This window comes from Jiella soli (assembly GCF_020615385.1).
In the GTDB taxonomy this organism is placed as follows: domain Bacteria; phylum Pseudomonadota; class Alphaproteobacteria; order Rhizobiales; family Rhizobiaceae; genus VKMB-3413.
Map to the genome: position 1 here is coordinate 211,110 of NZ_JAJAVB010000032.1, position 19,120 is coordinate 230,229.

The 19,120-nt window shown below is 65.1% G+C and carries 18 protein-coding genes; 10 read left to right on the forward strand and 8 right to left on the reverse strand.

Annotation, left to right across the window (positions count from 1 at the left end):
* Position 1 precedes the first annotated feature (1 nt).
* The 3 genes from LH400_RS21180 (at position 2) to LH400_RS21190 (ending at position 3,027) form a co-directional block, all read left to right on the forward strand.
* Positions 2–910: a 2-oxo acid dehydrogenase subunit E2 gene (locus LH400_RS21180; RefSeq protein ID WP_229155329.1), complete on the forward strand. Its 909-nt coding sequence runs from the start codon at positions 2–4 to the stop codon at positions 908–910.
* Between the two features lie 552 nt (positions 911–1,462).
* The gene (locus LH400_RS21185; protein ID WP_229155411.1) at positions 1,463–1,849 is read left to right on the forward strand and encodes a YkvA family protein; all 387 of its coding nucleotides are present in this window, start codon (positions 1,463–1,465) and stop codon (positions 1,847–1,849) included.
* A 239-nt stretch (positions 1,850–2,088) separates the two neighbouring features.
* Positions 2,089–3,027, forward strand: coding sequence for a LysR family transcriptional regulator (locus LH400_RS21190; protein ID WP_229155330.1), 939 nt, complete (start codon positions 2,089–2,091; stop codon positions 3,025–3,027).
* Between the two features lie 101 nt (positions 3,028–3,128).
* On the opposite strand, the gene LH400_RS21195 is transcribed toward LH400_RS21190, so the two are convergent.
* The 3 genes from LH400_RS21195 to LH400_RS21205 all read right to left on the reverse strand — a co-directional run bounded on the left by LH400_RS21195 (position 3,129) and on the right by LH400_RS21205 (position 6,434).
* Complete coding sequence (locus LH400_RS21195; RefSeq protein ID WP_229155331.1) at positions 3,129–3,782, reverse strand: hypothetical protein; 654 nt, start codon at positions 3,780–3,782, stop codon at positions 3,129–3,131.
* A gap of 11 nt (positions 3,783–3,793) precedes the next feature.
* Positions 3,794–5,200 carry a selenium-binding family protein gene (locus tag LH400_RS21200; protein ID WP_229155332.1) on the reverse strand — a complete coding sequence of 469 codons (1,407 nt, stop codon included), beginning with the start codon at positions 5,198–5,200 and terminating at the stop codon, positions 3,794–3,796.
* 442 nt (positions 5,201–5,642) lie between these two features.
* Positions 5,643–6,434, reverse strand: coding sequence for a GntR family transcriptional regulator (locus LH400_RS21205; protein WP_229155333.1), 792 nt, complete (start codon positions 6,432–6,434; stop codon positions 5,643–5,645).
* A 254-nt stretch (positions 6,435–6,688) separates the two neighbouring features.
* Between LH400_RS21205 and LH400_RS21210 the strand changes: the two genes are divergently transcribed.
* The 6 genes from LH400_RS21210 (at position 6,689) to uxuA (ending at position 13,237) form a co-directional block, all read left to right on the forward strand.
* Positions 6,689–7,777 (forward strand): ABC transporter substrate-binding protein, encoded by a 1,089-nt coding sequence (locus LH400_RS21210; protein WP_229155334.1) that lies wholly within the window; start codon positions 6,689–6,691, stop codon positions 7,775–7,777.
* A gap of 20 nt (positions 7,778–7,797) precedes the next feature.
* Positions 7,798–9,279 (forward strand): sugar ABC transporter ATP-binding protein, encoded by a 1,482-nt coding sequence (locus tag LH400_RS21215; RefSeq protein WP_229155335.1) that lies wholly within the window; start codon positions 7,798–7,800, stop codon positions 9,277–9,279.
* Between the two features lie 88 nt (positions 9,280–9,367).
* Positions 9,368–10,237, forward strand: coding sequence for an ABC transporter permease (locus LH400_RS21220; protein ID WP_229155417.1), 870 nt, complete (start codon positions 9,368–9,370; stop codon positions 10,235–10,237).
* Positions 10,234–11,178, forward strand: coding sequence for an ABC transporter permease (locus LH400_RS21225; RefSeq protein ID WP_229155336.1), 945 nt, complete (start codon positions 10,234–10,236; stop codon positions 11,176–11,178). Before LH400_RS21220 ends, LH400_RS21225 begins: the two co-directional genes overlap by 4 nt.
* A 10-nt stretch (positions 11,179–11,188) precedes the next feature.
* A complete protein-coding gene (locus LH400_RS21230) occupies positions 11,189–11,893 on the forward strand; it encodes a cyclase family protein (protein ID WP_229155338.1) in 705 nt (234 codons plus the stop codon).
* A 126-nt stretch (positions 11,894–12,019) separates the two neighbouring features.
* Complete coding sequence (uxuA, locus tag LH400_RS21235) at positions 12,020–13,237, forward strand: mannonate dehydratase (protein ID WP_229155339.1); 1,218 nt, start codon at positions 12,020–12,022, stop codon at positions 13,235–13,237.
* A 106-nt stretch (positions 13,238–13,343) separates the two neighbouring features.
* Here uxuA and LH400_RS21240 read toward each other — a convergent pair whose 3' ends face one another.
* The 4 genes from LH400_RS21240 to LH400_RS21255 all read right to left on the reverse strand — a co-directional run bounded on the left by LH400_RS21240 (position 13,344) and on the right by LH400_RS21255 (position 17,358).
* Positions 13,344–14,618 (reverse strand): TRAP transporter large permease, encoded by a 1,275-nt coding sequence (locus tag LH400_RS21240; protein ID WP_229155340.1) that lies wholly within the window; start codon positions 14,616–14,618, stop codon positions 13,344–13,346.
* A complete protein-coding gene (locus LH400_RS21245) occupies positions 14,618–15,112 on the reverse strand; it encodes a TRAP transporter small permease (protein ID WP_229155341.1) in 495 nt (164 codons plus the stop codon). The genes LH400_RS21240 and LH400_RS21245 overlap by 1 nt, the downstream gene beginning before the upstream one ends.
* Positions 15,113–15,276: 164 nt before the next feature.
* On the reverse strand, positions 15,277–16,269 hold the full coding sequence (locus tag LH400_RS21250) for a TRAP transporter substrate-binding protein (protein WP_229155342.1): 993 nt from the start codon (positions 16,267–16,269) through the stop codon (positions 15,277–15,279).
* 69 nt (positions 16,270–16,338) lie between these two features.
* A complete protein-coding gene (locus LH400_RS21255) occupies positions 16,339–17,358 on the reverse strand; it encodes a Zn-dependent oxidoreductase (RefSeq protein WP_229155343.1) in 1,020 nt (339 codons plus the stop codon).
* A gap of 38 nt (positions 17,359–17,396) precedes the next feature.
* Here LH400_RS21255 and LH400_RS21260 point away from each other — a divergent pair, with 38 nt between their 5' ends.
* The gene (locus LH400_RS21260; protein WP_229155344.1) at positions 17,397–18,116 is read left to right on the forward strand and encodes a GntR family transcriptional regulator; all 720 of its coding nucleotides are present in this window, start codon (positions 17,397–17,399) and stop codon (positions 18,114–18,116) included.
* Positions 18,117–18,343: 227 nt separating this feature from the next.
* On the opposite strand, the gene LH400_RS21265 is transcribed toward LH400_RS21260, so the two are convergent.
* The gene (locus LH400_RS21265) at positions 18,344–19,120 is read right to left on the reverse strand and encodes an amino acid ABC transporter ATP-binding protein (protein WP_229155345.1); all 777 of its coding nucleotides are present in this window, start codon (positions 19,118–19,120) and stop codon (positions 18,344–18,346) included.

The following is a 19,120-nucleotide window of genomic DNA, read 5'->3' on the forward strand; positions in this document are numbered from 1 at the left end:
GATGACCATTGCAGCCAGCCCGTCCGTCCGCTCCTATGCCGGCCGCAAGGGCGTCGATCTCGGCGATCTCGCCGAACGGACCGGTCGCCAGCATCTGGCCAAGGAGGATGTCGACAGCTTTCTGGAAAACGGCGGCGGTGCGCCGGCCGGCGCGCGTCCGCCGAGCGGCGAGCCAGGGCCCGCCCGCTATTGGGATGTCGACCACAGTGCCTTCGGGCCCGTCGAAGAGGAAGAGCTGCCGCGCTTTGCCAGGATCGCGGCGGACAATCTCTCCGCCGCCAACGCCCTGATCCCGCAAGTTACCCACAACGACCGCGCCGATATCGGCGCCGTCGAGGCGTTTCGTGCTTCGCTGAAGGAGGAGGCGCTTGCGCGCGGCGTGAAGCTCACCACGCTCGCCTTCCACGTGAAGATCCTGTCGCGCTGCCTGACGGAATTCCCGCGCTTCAACGCATCGCTCTCGGCGGACGGGCGAAGCCTGATCCGCAAGCAGTTCGTCCATATCGGCATCGCCGTCGACACGCCGCACGGGCTGATGGTGCCGGTGATCCGCGACGTCGCCGGGAAGGGCCTCTTTGCGCTCGCCGGCGAGATCGCCGACCTTGCCGCGCGGGCCAAGGCGCGCAAGATCCGGCCGGACGAGATGGGAGGCGCCTCAATGAGCCTGTCCAATCTCGGCGGCATCGGCGGGACCTCCTTCACGCCGATCGTCAATCCGCCGGAGGTGGCGATCCTCGGCCTGACGAGAACCGAGATGCAGCCGGTCTGGGACGGCGAGGGCTTCGTGCCGCGGCCGATGGTGCCGATCAGCCTTTCCTACGACCACAGGGTGATCAACGGCGCCGAGGCGGCGCGATTCACCGCCCGCTACGCCGAACTCACCGGAGATCCGCGGCGGCTGCTGATCTGATGAAGATCGCAGGCCTGATGGGCGTCACAACCGCTGCGGCCGAACGAGCGAGCCGCGCCGTGCTTGGCCTCCCCACGTCAGTCGGACGCGCCTGGTGGGCCGGCTTCGTCGTTCTGCGTGGCTGCTATTCCGGCGACTGGCATCCTCCAGGCTTCGATATGGCGACAGACCGACCGCCAGTCTCCGGACCAGAGGCCGGTATCCCGCAACCCCCACGCCGGATCGGCGATCCTAACGGCTAAGTGCCGCCTTGTGCAGCGGGAATTGCCGTCGCTTCCCGGTCAAGTCGCAACGGATCTGCCCATCCGCTTCTGCGTTTCACGAGGTTCCGGCGGAAGTTGACTGGCCCTTCATCATCTCATCGCGCAAGGCTAGATATCGGCTTTCTTCTCAATGGTTCGGCCGACATCTCCAATCCCTACCGCCGAATATCAAACGCAATTCGTCCGAGGGCGGAGTTCTCCCGCTGAACCCGCCGGCCGGACGTCCCCGGCGCGATCAGGCCTTCTCTTCGCCGTTGCCGGCGCCGCGAAACGATGCCACTTGGTTCGCATGGACAACTCGCTCGCACGGCTGAAGACATGGGCGAAGGCGCTCAAGCGCGACGTCGTCGTCCTCTGGATTGCTGCCCGGGATGGGCGAACCCCCTGGTACGCCAAGGCGGCAGCCGGTGCGGTTGCGGCCTATGCGCTGAGCCCGATCGACCTCATTCCCGATTTCATCCCGGTCCTGGGATATGTCGACGATCTTCTCCTGGTGCCGCTGGGCATCGCACTCGTGGTCCGACTGATCCCCGCGGATCTCATGGCGGAGTTTCGCGAGGAGGCCGTCCGAAGGACTGGGCGCCCGCGCAGCGCGGCAGGAGCGGTGGTCGTGATCGTCCTCTGGCTGATCGCCGCCGCGGCGTGTGCCGGATGGCTCTACCACCGCCTTCGATGATGAGGTGCCGGGAAAGGCGGAACTCGCCAGGAGGAGAGACGCATTCGTAATGGGGTGCTTTCCGGCGAACATTTCGCGCAGGTCGGGCTCGTTCTTGATGACGAAAGAGCCGACCGTTCCGAGAACTCCGCTCTTGGCGTCGTGGCCGGCTCTGCATTAAGCTCGGGCCGCGATCGTCTGACGGAAACTGACGTCGCGCAGGCATGTCGAGGCCTGGAGGACGAGGCGCCCTTGTTGTTATGAACCTCAACCAGCTCCGTTTCGCAAGCGCCCTGGCGCGGCATGCATCCTTCACGCGGGCGGCCGAGGAATGTGCCGTCACCCAGCCGACCTTATCGAACGCCATCGCCTATCTGGAAGAGGAGTTCGGCGAGAAGATCTTCCTGCGCACGACCCGCAAGGTCTCGCTGACCCCATTCGGCGCCAATCTGTTGCCGGAGATCGAGCGTGTCCTTTCCGCGCAGCAAAACCTCCTGCAGCGGGCAGCAGCGCTGCGGCATCCGCAGACCCGGTCAATCCGAATCGGAACGTCGCCGCTCCTCAGCACCCGTTTCCTCGACCTCCTGATCGAGCCGCTTCGCGAGAGCACGGCGAACCTCGACCTCATCTTCTATGAGATGAACATGGCGGACCTCTACGCCATGCTCGAGCGCGAGGAACTGGACTTCGTCTTCGGCGTGACCGAGCCGAGGAAGGAGCAGCGCAACCGCATATTCCTCTACCGCGAACCGTTGATGTATGTGCCGAAGGGCCGCGAACAGACCTGGTCCGGCGCGACGTCGGCCATCCGCTTCGACGAGATCGCCGGCGACGTCTTCGTCATGGTTCCCGACGCCTGTGGCCTGACGCGGACCGTCCGCAACGTTTTCCGCAGTCATCGCCGCGCGCTTCATGAATATCCCGGCGAGGCCTTGAGCTATCAGGTTCTGGAGCAATGGGCCGCGCTCGGGATCGGTGCGGCCATGCTGCCTCTGTCGAAGATCGCCTCGGTCGATCGAGCGAGGCACATCATCGACAAGCAGGGGCATCACATCCAGGTCGAGTTCGAAGTCCTGTGGAACGGGACTGGAGCCAAGAGTGAGCCGGCCCGGCAATTCATCAGCTATCTGCGCGAGGGCGCAGCGGCGGCAGCCGATCAGATGACGACGGAGTTCGATGCCGCCATCGCGTCCGCCTGACTGCCGTCGAAACCGGCGTGACGAGCGAGATGACCGGATTTTAGATGAAGGCGTGCCCGTCGGGCGGGGCGCGCCTCGAGTGGGCGGGGGCGGGGACCCTGTCATTGCAGCGCGGCTTCCGCCGCAGCAAGCGCGCCCACGGCCATCAGACTGCCTGCCCAGACGGTTTCGAGATTGAGCCAGGCCTTGGACAGGACCTTGAGGCCGAACCAGAGATAGACGAGCCCGGCGCAAAGGCCTCCGCCGATCACCATCGCCAGCGTATGGACCGAGGCCACCGCCAGGGCTTCGCCGGCACCGCCGCTGATCAGTGTCGACGCCGCCTGATGGCCCGTATCGCCGGCATCCACGGTGCAGAGGCCGAGATAGATCGGCACCAGCATCAGCGCCGCGCCATGGGCGAGCGCCACCAGGAAGGACCAGAAGATCAGCCTTTGCGGGGCGACGCGGGCGAGGAAACGCGGATGGCGCCTGGTGATCATCACCCAGCTTCCGAGGGCGAATACGAAGATGCCGCTCACGATGCGGATGGGCCGCTCCCATTCGACCAATGCCGTCAGGAGCGCGAAGGGGGCAAGCACGAGCGCCGTTGCGAGGAAGTGCCCGATGCCGAGCATCGCGATCGCCTGCACGAGGGCCGTCCGCTTGTTCTCGAACATCGCCGCCGAGACGGCGAGCGGCCAACCCATCCCCGGATTGACGCCGTGGTAGAGACCGGACGCGACGACGGCCCACCAAAGGGCCGTCGTGGTCATCTGTGCATCCATTACCTCACCGAGGGATAGCAGAAGCTGTCGGTGGAGCAGTCCCCGCCCTCGAGGCGGATCTGGTGGGAGCGGTAGCCCTTCGGGAAGTCGACGAAGAAGTTCGGGTCGAGCGTGATGCCGCCATTCTCGCCGACATCGGCCTTGACCATCGCCGCCGGCACGCCCGCGGGATAGAACTGGTCGTCCCAGGTCGAATAGAGCGAATTGGTCCAGTAGACGCGGCGTCCGTCGCGGCTGATCTCCAGCATCTGCGGTCCGCCGGCAAAGACCTGCCCGCTCGGGTGCGGTTCCCGCCGCACGATGCCGCCCACATGGACCGAGCCGGCCAGCTTCGGCGCCATCGGATCGGTCACGTCATATTGGCGCAGTTCCCCCGTACCCCAGCAGGCGACATAGAGGAAACGGTCGTCGAGGCTGAGATCGATGTCCGTGACGAGCGGCGGCACGGCCGAAAACCCCTTCAGAAGATCGGGCAGATCGGCCGGATCGGCAGGCTCGGCCGGGATCGTCGCCGTCTTCCTGGCCTCGAACGTGCCGTCCTTGTTGCGCCACCAGGTCCAGATCGATCCTTCGAGATTGGTGGTGTCCACCACGACCCCGCAGAAGCCGTATTCCTTCACCGGATCATGGGCCGGGCGAACCTCCAGCGCCATCTGGTGATTGGCGCCGAGATCAACCGTCTGGATGTTGCGGCGTTCGCGCAGGTCCCAGAAATGCAGGCGGTGGCCGTATTTGTTGGCGAGAAGATCTTCTGGAACGATACCGTTCTCATATTGCGGCGGCAGGCCCCATTCGCTGGAGACCATGTAGTTGCGCGGCAGATTCCACCAGAAATCATACTGCTTGTCCTGGACACCGCGATCCATCTCATAGCGGCCGATGACCTCGAAGGTCTCGCAGTCCATCAGGAACATCCCCGGCGGTCCGTCGGTCCCGTCCGGGCCGCCGCCGCCGAGCGTCGAGATGTAGATCCCCTCCGGCCCGCAATGGACGGTATGCGGCCGGGAGTAACCGGTCTTGGAGAAGATCTCCTCCGGCTCGATGATCTTGTGGATCTTCGCCGCCTTCGGGCCGCCCTTCACGTCGATCACATAGATCCGCGACGAGCGAATGCCGGGGATGATCAGGTAGCGCCGCTCCAGAAAGGCATGGCCGGAGAGCGGGGAAAGGGCCGAGGAACAGGCGTTCCAGCCGAAATGGTGAAACTCGTCGCCCTTGTGGGGCATGATCACCTGATGGACGATCTTGCCGCAGTCGGACGACTTCGGATCGACATCGACGACGGCCAGCCCGTCCGGCTGGGAGCCGTCCGGGCTCAGCATGAGCGTGTAGGCAAGCGTTTCCGCCGGCGCCTCCATGGCAAGGCGCGGCGAGGCATGAAATGTTGGATCAGGCCTGATGGTCATGTGTTTTCTCCTCCCGATCACGGAGGCTAGAAGCAGTGGGCGCCTGAGGCCAAATTGTTTTTGCAAATCGGATTTATGCGATCTGGCTATAAATGTGATTGGGTCGAGAATGATTTCCCCCCGAAATCACAGCTCGCGAACAGAAGGACGCCGCGCCGGTCCGGGCGCTTCGCGAGAATCAAGGGCGTCGACACACGCGCGCAGTCGATGCGGGCGCCGCAAGTGCGAAGATGTTCGCCCAGATCGCCGGGATGTGCGGCGTCCTGCGGCAGGCAGCGTCATGAACCCCCCAGGCCTGAAGCCCGCGTCGTCGATTGACGGACCACCAAGACCACCGGGAGACGGATATCGACCGAACCGGTCTGGGGAGATTGATAGATATGGAACGGCAGATGGGCGCCGTCCCTGCGATCGGTCTGCCAGCCTGACGACCCTCAAGTGTTCAGGTCTCGAACAGTTCTGGCCGTTCGCCGTGCAGACGACGCAGGGTTCGCAGTATCTCCTTCAGGTGGACCGTCATGCAGGCGGCCGCCTCATCGCGATCTCCAGCCTCAATCGCGGCCAGTATCCTGACATGTTGTTCGTAAAGCTCCTCGAGGTGGCCTTCCTTCGGAAGGCTCAGATAGCGCACGCGATCCATCTGCAGCTTGACGCTCTGGATGACGCGCCAACTCTTGGGCAGCCCGGCCTCCTCGCAAAAACTGCGGTGCAGCTTTTCGTCGAGATCCAGAAACAAGTCGCGGTCGGAATGAGCGACAGCCTTGGCTTGTTCTGCCAGATTTGCGCGTGCCGTCGCCAGAAAGCTGGCCGAACACCGGCCCGTCATACGGCGAACCACCGAAACCTCGAGCGCCTCTCGAATGAACTGCGCTTCCTCCACGTCCTGAAGCCGTATCGGTGCGACGAAACTCCCCCGTTGCGGGAGGATGTCGATCAGGCCCTCATCGGCGAGACGGATCAGCGCCTCCCGGACCGGCGTCCGGCTCACGCCCAGCTCTATTGAGAGCTCCTTCTCGCTGAAGCTCTCAGATGGAAGCACGGCAAGTGTGGTGATGGCGCGGCGCAGCGCCTCGTGGATCTGCGGGGTGATCGGCTGACGATGATTGATCGGCGCGAAGATCCTGCTGGCGGCGGTTCGCTTCTGGAGCGCGGTGCCCGCAGGTGTCGAACGATCGTCCGCTGGAGTTGTCGTCGATCCCATTCCCAATCCGAACTTGGCGGCGCGAGCGTCCATCTGAGGCATCTGCACACGCGAGGTCAAGCCGCAATTGACATGCTACCATGGCAGTGTTTAGCTGTGGGTCTGACGTGCCCGGCGGTGACTGTCCGGCTGGCGCGACGAGGCTTCGGAGGATCCGCATTCAGACGCGGATGGCCGGGATCTGGTCCTTGATGTTTCGGACCGGGAGGATCGCGGTGGGGGCGTGACGAGAACGCTGAGCGCAACGCGGCAGGGTCGTTGGACCCGCCGCCACAGGGAGGTAGGACATGAGACATCTCGCATTCGCCAAGACGCTTCTGCTTGGAAGCGCGCTTTGTGCGAGCGCCGTCGTGGCCGGAACGTCGGCCCGCGCCGACGAGGGCGTGGCCAAGGGCGACACCAGCGGAAAGAAGATCGCGTTCAGCAATTCCTACGCGGGAAACTCCTTCCGGCAGGTCATGATCAAAAGCTTCGAGAAAATTGCCGCGGAGGCCCAGAAGGACGGCGAGATCGCCGGTTCCACCGTCGTCAGTTCCAACAACTCGGTGACCGAGCAGGCCGCGCAGATCCAGAACCTCGTCCTGCAGGGCTATGACGCCATTACCGTCCTCGCAGGATCGGACACTGCATTGAATGGGGCGATCAAGGATGCCTGCGAGGCCGGCGTCGTGGTCGTCGCCTTTGCCAGCGGCGTGACTGAGCCTTGCGCCTATGTCGTCGATTACAATCTCGATTCCTATGCCAAGGCCGAGCTCGACTTCATCGCCGGAAAGCTCGGCGACAAGCCGGCGAACATCCTCGAGATCCGGGGCATGGCGGGCGACGGCTTCGACAAGCGCCTCCACGAGGGCGTCGAGAAGGCGATGGCGGACCATCCGAACTACAAGTCGGTCGGCGAAGTCTACGGACAGTGGACAGCGACGGTCGCACAGAAGGAGGTTTCCGGTATCTTGCCGTCACTTCCCGATGTCGATGCGGTCCTGACCCAGGGCGGGGACGGCTATGGCGCCGCGCAGGCCTTCAAGGCTGCGGGACGGGATCTGCCGATCATCGTCATGGGCAATCGACAGGACGAGCTGGAACTGTGGAAGCAGCAGCATGAGGCGTCCGGCTACGAGACCTTCTCGCTCGGCGCGACGCCAAGTGTCTCGCAAGTGGCCTTCTGGGTCGCGCAGCAGATCCTCGCAGGCAAAGACGTGCCGAAATTCGTCGAGGTGCCACTGCTTCAGATCCACCAGGACGATCTGGATGCCTGGCTGGAGACGGTTCCCGAAGGCGGGGTGGTCAATGCCGATTATTCCCAGGAACTCGTTGCGAAGATCATCGACGCGAACGCCGGCAAAACGCCGCTTCCCGCAATTCCCGCCCCGAACTGATCCGGGCGGAGCGTCTGCGAATGACTAAAGTTCTGGAGCCTGCTCGTCCTCCCTCGCAGGCCCGCGACGCCGCGCATCCCCTCGTCAGGATGCGCGGCGTCGGCAAGTCCTACGGTCCCGTCCGTGCGCTGGAGGCGGTGGATTTCGAGTTGGCGCCGGACGAGGTGGTCGGTCTCGTGGGTCACAACGGCGCAGGCAAATCGACACTGATGAACATCCTCGCCGGCGTCGTCCAACGCACCGACGGCGATTTCCTGCTGGCAGACAGCCCGGTCGTGCGCTGGAGCGCTGCGGATGCGCATCGCCGCGGCATACGCTGCGTCTTTCAGGAGTTGTCGCTCTGCGCCAACCTTTCGCCCGCGGAGAACACCCGCATCGTCCACCGGAACCTTCGCGGGCTCGGATGGAGAAAGCGGGCAGGGGCGCTCATCACCGCGTCGCTCGATGCGATTTTCCCGGGCCACGGGATCGATCCGCATCAGGTCGTCGCGAGCCTGTCGATCGCCGAGCGGCAGATGGTGGAAATCGCCCGCGCCTATACCCAGACCGGAGAACCAATTCGCTGCGTCATCCTGGACGAGCCGACCTCGGCGCTCGGGCATGCGGCGACCGAGCAGCTCCTGGCGCACATTCGCCGGTCGGCGTCGAACGGCATTGCGTCGATCCTGATCACCCACCGGCTGAACGAGATCATCGCGATCTGCGACCGCGCCGTCGTCATGGTCGACGGGAAGATCGTCGCGACGCGCCCCACCCAGGGACTCAGCCGCTCGGCGCTGGTCGAGCTGACCGGTCACATCGAGGCGCCGAGGGACCGCCAGACGAAAAAGCGAGTGGCGGCAGGCCAGCCCCTCGTCGATCATCGAACTGGCTTGACGCAGGACAAGCCCGTTCTGGCGAGCGCCGGTGAGATCGTGGGATTTGCCGGCCTCGACGGTCACGGGCAGCGCGAGCGGCTTCGCGACGTGTACCGATCGATGAAGCGGGGGCATACGCCGGTGGCCTATGTTGCCGGCGACCGCGGAACGGAAGGCGTGTTCGGCCTGTGGTCGATCGCCGACAACCTGACGGTCCGGAGCCTCAAGACACTTCGCCGCGGCGGCCTGATCTCCGACGAGGCGTCACGCGCTCTCGCCTCGACCTGGGCGAAAAAGCTTCAGGTGAAGGCACCCTCGATCGACACCCCGATCCTGTCGCTCAGCGGTGGCAACCAGCAGAAGGTCCTGTTCGCGAGGGCGCTTGCCTCGGACGCCGACGTCGTCTTCCTCGACGACCCGATGCGCGGCGTCGACGTGGGGACCAAGCAGGAAGTCTATCGGATGATCCGGTCTGAGGCGGAGAAGGGGCGGTGTTTCGTGTGGTACACGACCGAGCTTGAGGAACTGACCAATTGCGACCGGATCTACGTATTCCGGGAGGGGCGGGCGGTCGTCGAGCTCGAGGGCGAGGCGATCGAGACGGGGCGGATCCTCGAAGCATCGTTCGGAGGCGGCAATGGCTGATATCGCCGCACCACGCCCTTCCCGCTCGCTTGCCGTCCCGCTCCGGCGCTGGACCGGCGTCGGGCTGCCGGCGCTCGCGCTTTTGATCATGCTGGCGGTCATCTTCTGGATCAGGCCCGCGGCGATGAGCTATTTCGGCTTCACGCTGCTGTTCAAGCTGGCGATCCCGCTCGTCTTTGCAGCGCTGGCGCAGATGCTGGTGGTCATGCTGGGCGACATCGACCTCGCCAATGGCGCCTTCGTCGGGCTGATCACCTGCGTCAGCGCGGTCTATCTCGCCGACCAGCCGCTCGTCGCCGTCGCGATCTACGTCCTCCTGATCGCCTGTTATGGGGGCGTCGGGCTGCTCATCCATATGCGCCAGCTTCCCTCGATCGTCGTCACGCTGGGCCTTTCCTTCATCTGGCTCGGGCTTGCGGTCATGATCCTGCCTGCGCCGGGCGGCCATGCGCCTGCCTGGCTGACGGCCTTCACGGGCTGGCGCCCGCCGCTCCTGCCGCTGCCTCTGTGGCTGGCGGCAGCGGCGGCACTGGCTGCGCATTTCGTCGTCAGCCGTTCTGCGATCGGCGCAGTGCTGCGGGGTGCCGGCGCCAATCCGCGGGCGGTGGAACGTTCCGGCTGGTCGGTGCTGGCCATCCGCGTCTCCGTCTATGCCGCATCCGGCTTCCTGGGGGTGCTGGCCGGCCTCCTCCTCACGGGGCTGACCACCTCCGGCGATGCCAACATCGCTCCGGCCTATACGCTTCTTGGCGTCGGAGCGGTGATCCTCGGCGGCGGCGCCTTCACCGGCGGGATCGTGTCGCCTGTCGGCACGGTCATCGGTGCCATGACCCTCGCGCTGGCGGGGTCGCTCCTGTCGTTCCTCGAGGTGCCGCCGACCTGGCAGATCGGTTCGCAGGGCTTCATCCTGTTCCTCGTTCTGGCCGGCCGCGTGCTTCTGGGAGACAAGCCGTCATGACGACCCGCCGCCTGGCCTTGCCCGCGCCCTGGACCTACGGCTTCATCTTCGCGTTGGCGATGTGGATCGCGACCACTGCCTATGCCGGATTCGGCAGCGCCGGAGCGACACTGTCCTCAGCCATCGTCTTCGGCGCCTTCAGCGTGGTGGTGGGAACCGGGCAGATGTTCGTCATCGCCTCAGGCCCAGGCAATATCGATCTGTCGATCCCGTCCGTCCTGACCCTTTCGGCCTATGTCTCGATGACGGCGATGGGCGGACGGGACGATCTGGTCCTTGTCGGGCTGCTTGCCGCGCTCGCCGTCGGCGCGGCGGCCGGACTCCTCAACTTCCTGGCCATCACCTTGCTGAAGCTGCCGCCGATCATCGCGACGCTCGCCTGGAGCCTGGTCTTCCAGTCCTTCGCGTTCAACTTCGGCGGCGAGGCGACCCTGAAGCCGCCGCTTCTTCTGTCGCAATTCGCCGTCTGGCGCGTCGCCGGCATCCAGGTGATGCCGCTCGCGGTGATCGTCGTGACTCTGGCCGCGGCCGTGGCGCTCCGGCGCAGCGTCTGGGGACGCCAGCTCCTCGCCGTCGGGCAGAGCGAACCGGCTGCCATCTTCGCCGGGATTCCGGTCAGACGCGTGCGCCTTGCAGCCTACATCCTGTGCGGTACCATGGCAGGCCTTGCGGCCTTTCTGCTGGCGGGCTTCACCGGTGGTGCGGCGCTCAACATGGGCGACGCCTATCTCCTGGAATCGATCGCGGTCGTCGTCCTCGGCGGCACGAGCATCGCCGGCGGTCAGGCCAATGCGGTCGGCATCTGGGGCGCGGCACTGTTCTTCAACCTGATGGCGACCATGCTGAACACTTTCGGTATCGAGGTCGGGGTTCGTCTCTTCCTGACGGGGGTCCTGATCATCCTCATCGTCGCAGCGGTGCCGCGGGGGAGAACGACCTGACATGGATCGCATGGAATTCCCTTTGGATGCCGAGGTCGAGCTGATCGACCTCACGCATCCGATGAAGCCGGGAATGCCGACCTGGCCGACGCATCCGCACTTCTGTCAGGAAATCGCCGAGTCCTACGACCGCGGCGACGTCGCCTGCAATCACCGGCTCGAGATGAGCGAGCACACCGGCACGCACTTCGACGCCCCGCTGCACTTCGTGCGCGGCGGCGCTTCGATCCTCGACATGCCGCTGGGGCGCTTCTTCGGGCGTCTGGCGACCATTTCCTGCACCGACTGTGCTCCGTGCGAGCTGGTCGTCCCGGATCGCATCCGCCGGTTCGAGGAAGACCATGGGTCGCTTGCCGCGGGCGACGCGGTGCTGTTTCACTTCGGCTGGGACCGCTTTTGGGCCGATCCGGCGATGCACCCGCGCTTCCTCGCGGACTGGCCGGGGCTGTCGGCGGAGGCAAGCGAACTTCTCGTGGAACGGCGCGCGGGCATCGTCGGATCCGACTGCCTCTCCATCGACGGCTTCGCCAACACCACCTTCCCCGCCCACCGCATCCTTCTCAGAGCGGCCGTCCTCGTCGGCGAAAATTTCGCCAATCTGGGACGGCTGCCTGCCTACTGCCATCTTGCCGCGCTGCCGCTGGCGATCGAGGGCGGGTCCGGCGCCCCGGCACGGGCGGTGGCCTTCGTGCGCACGGGCAAGGGACGGTCCTGACCGGCCGAGACATGTCCTTCGACGCATGGACGTCGGTGGCCGGACACGAGAGGGCAGGTGCGACCCGCCCGATTTCGGCCGCCGCACCATTCGCATATTTCGAGTAGATCACGAAGGAGACGAACAGTGCGTCAGACATGGCGATGGTTCGGGCCGAACGATCTGGTCCAGATCGATGACATGCTGCAGGCGGGCGTCGAAGGCGTCGTGTCGGCGCTTCACCATGTTCCGACCGGCGCGGTCTGGACGCCGGAGGCGATCGCGACGCGGCATCGCGAAATCGCGACACGGCGGGACGGCTCGCCCTCGGGCCTTGCCTGGGAAGTCGTCGAGAGCCTGCCGGTCTCGGAGGACGTCAAGAAGCAGCGCGGCGAGTGGCGCGAGCACATCGCCAACTACAAGACCAGCCTGCGGCACCTGAAGGACGCGGGCATCGAGACAATCTGCTACAATTTCATGCCGGTCCTCGACTGGACCCGGACGGATCTCGCCTACCGGCTGCCGCACGGCGGCACCTGCATGCGGTTCGACGTCTACGACTTCGCGGCCTTCGACATCTTCATCCTGAAGCGGGCCGGTAGCCGCGAGACCTTCCCCGAGGCGGTCGTTGCGATCGCCGAGGAGCGCTTCGCCGCGATGAGCGAGGCCCGGAAGGTGGAACTCGCCGGAAACGTCGTCTTCGGGCTGCCTGGGGCGGCCGAACATTTCTCGCTCGACGACGTCAGACATCATCTCGCAGAATATGGCGATATCGACGAGGCGCGGCTGCGCTCCCACTTCATCGCCTTTCTGGAGGAAGTTGCCCCGGTCGCGGACGACCTCGGCGTGCGGCTGTGCTGCCACCCGGACGACCCGCCGTTCCCGTTGCTCGGCCTGCCGCGCGTCATGTCGACGGAGGCGCACTACAAGGCGGTCATGGACGCGGTCGATCTGCTTGCCAATGGCATCACGCTTTGCTCTGGCTCGCTCGGCGTGCGGGCGGACAACGATCTGCCGGGCATGATGGACCGGCTCGGCGACAGGGTGCACTTCCTGCATCTGCGCAATACGACACGCGAGATGGAGGGGCTCTACGGCTCCTTCCACGAGGCGGAGCATTTGGGCGGCGACACCGACATGGTGGCGCTCTTGGCGGCAGCGCTCCGGGAAGAGAAACGGCGGCGCGATGCCGGGCGCGGCGATGTCTCGATCCCCTTTCGTCCCGATCACGGCCAGGACATTCTCGACGACCTCGGCCGCAAGGCGCAGCCGGGCTACCCGGCGATCGGTCGCCTCAAGGGGTTGGCCGAGCTGCGCGGCGTCATCGCCGCGCTGGCTCATCCGGTCGTAGATTCGGCGGCCTGATCGGCGGGTATTCGAACCGCCGAGCGCTACACACTCCACAACGAGAAAAGCGTCCGACGCCTTGCCAGCGTCGGACGCTTTTCTCGTTTCTGCGCCGGTGCGGAGGTCAGAAGAACAGGCTGGGCAGCCAGAGCGACAGCGCCGGAATGAACGAGACCAGCATCAGGACGAGGATGTTGCAGAGGAGGAACGGCAGGATCTCCCGGCTGACCTGGCTGAGGGAAACCTTGCCGATATTTCCGGCGACGAACAGGCAGATGCCTACCGGCGGCGTGGTCAGGCCGAGCATCAGGTTGATGACTGCGATCATCGCGAAGTGGATCGGGTCGATGCCGACCTGCGTCGCGACGGCGAGCAGCGGCGGGAACAGGATGATCAGCGCCGCGATCGTCTCCATAAAGGTCCCGACGATCAGCAGCAGGATATTGATGAAGATGATGATCATGTACTTGTTGTCGGTGACCGACAGCATGGCCGCGGCGATCGCCTGTGGGATCTGCTCGCTCGTGAGGATCCAGCCGAAGACGCTGGCAAGGCCCACGAGGAGGATCAGCGCACCGGAACCGATCGCGCTTTCCAGCATGATGCCGGGCAGGTCTCGGAGCCGAAACCCCTTGTAGACGAATAGCCCGATGACGAAGGCGTAGAGGCAGGCGACGACCGACGCCTCGGTCGGGGTGAAGTAGCCGCCGACGATGCCGAAGAGGATGATGAAAGTCATCAGGATCGCCCAGAAGGCGGCCTTGCCCGCCGACAGGACCTCCCGGAAACCTGCCCACGCTCCCTTCGGATACTTGCGCAGCCGCGCCATGATGTAGACTGTCAGCATCATGCCGATGCCCATCATCAGGCCCGGGATCGCGCCCGCGAGGAACATGCGACCGACGGAGAGGCCGGTCAGCGTACCGACGATGATCATTGGCACCGAGGGCGGGATGATCGGCCCGACGGTCGAGGCCGCCGCCGTCAATGCGCTCGCAAAGGCGGCGCCGTAGCCGGATTTCTTCATCGCCGGGATCATCACGGCGCCGATCGACGCCGTCTCGGCGACCGCCGTGCCGGAGATGCCGGCGAAGATCATCGAGCCCGCAACGTTGGCGAGACCCAGCCCGCCGCGGATGTGCCCGAAAAGGGCGTTGCCGAACCGCACGATCTGGTCGGTGATGCCGCCGCCGTTCATCAAATTGCCGGCCAGCACGAAGCCGGGAATGCAGAGGAGGACGAAGCTGTCCATGCCGGAATAGAGGAACTGCGCCACCACCGTGAGGTCGATGTCGGCGAGCCAGAGATAGACCGCCGAGGCAACGCCGAGCGTGATGGCGACGGGAACCCCTAGGAGCAGACAGACGACAAAACTGCCGAACAGCGCCGCGATCAGCATCAGAGCATCTCCTCGTGCTGCATGGGTTTGCCGAAGCCGAAGAGACGCGCCAGGGTGAACAGGGCGAGCGCGACGGGGATGATCAGGATCGTGACGTAGATCACCGTCATCGGCACGTCGAAGGAGCGGGCGCGCTCGCCGACGCTGTTGGCGACATAGGCGTAGGCGCCGGGAATGATGACGATGCAGAACAGGATCACGATGATGTCGGCGAGGCGGGCGATGACCCGCTGCGCCGCCGCGGGCAGGGCGCTGGTCACAAGGTCGACATTGACGAGTTCGCCGTAGAGCGCCGCCAAGCCGCAGGAGAAGGCGACGAGATAGAGCAGGGCGAAGCGCGCCACCTCCTCGGTCCAGGCAGGGGCGGAAACCCCAGGCAACCGCCCGAGCACCTGAAGCGTCACCACCGCGATCAGGACTGCGAAGGACAGGATCGTTCCCGCCTTGCAGAGACCGGCCAGTGCCGCGACCAGTGCGGCGAGTATCCTCTGCATCGTGATGCCTCCCCCCTTGGTGACCATTGGGCAGCGCCTGCGGCGGTTACCCTTCGGCGTGTGGCGGGACGCATCCCGGACGTGCCTCCGCCTCGCCTCGGGCGCCGTCCGCGCGTGAAACGGAGCCCGACGCGAAAGGCGCCGGGCCGCCATCGCGGCCTCGCCTATTTCGCGGCGAGAATTTCCTTGTAGAGCGGCACGATCTCGGGGTTCAGCGAGGCGGCAACCGCTTCCTTGCCCTTCTGGGCGAAAGCCTCCTTATCGACCTCGACGAAGGTCATGCCTTCCTTCTGGAGCTGGTCGCGGAATTTCTTCTCGTCGGCGAGGAACAGCTGACGCTCGAAGTCCTGGGCGACCTTGGCCGCCTCGCGAACCGCCTTCTGCTGGTCCTCGGTGAGCTTCTTCATCGTCCGCTCGCCGCCGGCGAGATAGATCCAGCTGAGGACGTGATCCGTCATGTTCACGTATTCCTGGACTTCGTAGAAGCTCGCCGACTGGATCAGGGCCAGCGGGTTCTCCTGAGCGTCGATGACGTGGCTTTGCAGTGCGGTGAAGACTTCGGAGAACGCCAGCGGTGTCGGCTTGGCGCCCAGCGCCTCCCAGAAGGAGACGAAGAGCGGCACGTTCGGCACGCGCATCTTCAGGCCGTTCAGATCGGCCGGCGTCTTGATCGGGCGGTTCGAGGTGAGTTCGCGCGGACCGCGGACGAACCAGGTCAGCGGCACGAGATGCGCCTTCTCCTGGATCGCCTTGGCGATTTTTTCGCCGATCTGTCCATCGACGACCGTCTTCATCTGGTCGAGGTCGCGAATGGCGTAGGGCACGGCCAGAAGCGCCGCGTAGGGCGTCCAGTTCTGCAGGGACTCGCCGGTGATGGTGAAGTCGACGGTGCCGAGCTGCAGGCCCTTGATCAGGTCGGTTTCCTTGCCGAGCTGCTCGTTCGGGAAGACCTGCACCTCGATCTCGCCATTGGTGCGCTGCTTCACCTCTTCGGCGAACTTCAGCGACGCCTTGTGCCAGCTGTTCTCCTCGTTCGCGAGATGGCCGAGCTTCAGCGTGCGCGTGGCGGCGCGGGCCCTGATGATGGATGCCGACGTGACACCGGCGGCGAGGGCGCCGCCGACAAATGTGCGGCGGGAAATCGGGAAGTCTCTCATGCCTTGTTCCTCCTCAAATCGGCCGTCCTCATTTCGGCCTGGTTGCACCGGATCGGTGCCATCCGCATCTCACTCCTGAAAGTCGAGCTGCACCTTGATCGTCTGGTCCGGCGAGTTCTCGATCAGACGCAGCGCGTCGGCGACTTCCGAGGCCCGGAACGTCTGGGTGATCATGGCGCCCGGCTTCAGCCGTCCGTCACCCAGCCAGGACAGCACCTCGGGCAGCAGCCGCCGGCTGAGGCGAGAGCCGACCAGCGTCAGTTCCTTCCTGACGATTTCCTGCTGCGAGACGTTGGAAGGAGCCGGCGAGAAACCCAGGATCCCGATGCGTCCCGCAGGGCTCGCGATGCGGCAGGCCTCGTCGAGAAGGCGCGGCACACCCGCGCCGTCGATCACCACCGTCGGCCCCAGCCCATCCGTCTCTCCCGCGACGCTGGCCGGGATGTCGTCCTGACCGGATATGAGAAGCCTGTCGGCGCCAAAGCCCTCGGCCCGCTCCAGGCGCTTGATATCCGGGTCGGCGATGACTGTCCGGGCGCCCTTCAGCTTCGCCACCTGCAGAACCGTAAGGCCGACTGTGCCGGCGCCGTAGATGAGCACCGTATCTTCGGGGCCGCAGGCGGTTCGTGACAGGACATTGGCGGCGATCGAGAACGGTTCAGCCAGCGCCGCTATGGCGAGGGAGAGCCTGTCCGGGATCTTCACGGCATTGGTCGCCGGGACGCAGACCAGCTGCTGGAAGCCGCCGTCCCGATGAACGCCCATGACCTCGAGATTGGCGCAGACGTTCGGCCGTCCGACGCGGCAGGGATAACAATGGCCACAAGCGATCACCGGATCCGCAACGACCCTGTCGCCGGCCTCGAAGTCCTCGACGCCGTCGCCAACTGCCTCGACGACGCCAGCAAACTCATGACCGATGACGCGGGGGTATCGGGCGAAGGGGTTGGATCCGTGGAAGATGTGGATGTCGGATCCGCAAATTCCGCCGCGAACCACGCGCATTAGAACTTGACCGGCCGCAGGCCGAGGGACCTCTCGCTCGAGAACCTCGACGAGATGAGGTTCTGGAACCGAGATCGCTAGCATCAAGCCCTCCAAGGCTGGAGATGAAATGGTCTCCGAATATGCAGCGTCTTATCGGTAACATGGTAGTATGTCAACAACTGAGAAGCGCTCGTGCTGTGCGTGAAAATCGGTCCGCGGTCGTCGAAGCGCCTCAGATAGCGGTCGCAACAGGAGGGCTTCGTTCAGCTGCCCTTCGAAATGGAATGCAGCGGGAGACCCGCCCCGCACTGGCCGGTTGCGCGCAGCGCGCGAAGAGGATCTCAGCCGAAGCCCGACCGTGGTACGCCCTCAACGACAACCTGGTCGCCCAGGTCCCGCAGCGCGGGATGCAGATCGCCCATGTCGACATCAATCTCATTCGCGACGCTTTCCAGCTCCGGTTGATCTTGGAGTGGGAAGCGGTCGTGAACTTCTGCCGGAATGCCTCCCAGGAAGAGCTCGACCAGCTAAGGGAAAAGCACCTCGCCATCCGCCAGGAGATGCTGACGGGAGCGACGCCCGAGCTACGGCAGCGGGCGCAGTTCTTGGCTTGGGCCTTCCATGACCGGATGATCGATACTCTCGGCAACGATCTCCTTTCGAAGGTCTACCGCGTAAACTCGATCAGGATCGGGCTGATCCGCCAGGAGCGGACGCGAATGCTCACCGAACTCGCTCCCTCCGTCATGGACGAGCATCTGAGGGTACTCGATGCCCTTTGCGCCCGCGGCGAAGCGGCCGCGGCTGCCGCGCTTGAAAGTCACATCGATATCGCCCGCCGGCGAGCCCTGGGCGTCTGACGGCAGCGGACGACCTGCATAGTCAGATTGGGGGGAGGAGCGGCGCCGCCTTTGGGTGCGAGCGGCAGGTATTCGCCGAACTGCCCGGAAGTCAGCATCGCTGGTCGTCAGACAGGGTGATCTATGGCGAGGCCGTCCCGCTCTGCCGCAGGTGACGAAGAGTCCGCCGGGACATGCATGGCGAAGACGTATCGCGCCGAGCGGTGCCGGCCCGAAGCGGTGCAGAATCAGAAGCTGTTGCGCTCGTGATAGGTCCGCAGGAATTCCTGGATGCGCGGATCCTCCGGCTGGTGCAGGATGCGCTCCGGGACGTCGGCAGCGACCAGCTCGCCCTTGTCCATGAAGGCGACACGGTCGGCGACGTGGGCGGCAAAGCCCATCTCGTGCGTCACCACGATCATCGTCATCCCTTCCGCGGCAAGCGCCTTCATCACGCTCAGCACCTCGCCGACGAGTTCCGGGTCGAGCGCCGAGGTCGGCTCGTCGAACAGCATCAGCTTCGGCTCCATCGCGATCGCCCGCGCGATCGCGACGCGCTGCTGCTGGCCACCGGACAGTCGGCCCGGATGGCTCGCCATCTTGTCGCCCAGGCCGACCTTGTTCAACGCCTCGGCGGCGCGGGGTTCAGCCTCGCTGCGGCGCATGCCGCGGACGCGCTGCAGGCCTTCGGCCACGTTCTGCAGGGCGGTCATGTGCGGCCAGAGATTGAAGTGCTGGAACACCATGCCGATGCTGCGGCGCATGGCGCGCAGCTCGCGCGCCGGCATCTTCGGGCCACCCGGCGACTTGTAGCCGACCAGTTGGCCGTCGATGCGGATCTCGCCGCCGTCGTAACGCTCGAGGAAGTTGATGCAGCGCAGGAGCGTCGACTTCCCGGAACCCGAGGGGCCGATCAGGCAGCACACTTTGCTGGGCGCAACAGACAGATCGACCTTCTTCAGCGCCTGAAACGGGCCGAAATGCTTCTCGACCGCGCGGATCTCGACGGAGGAGGCTTGCACCAT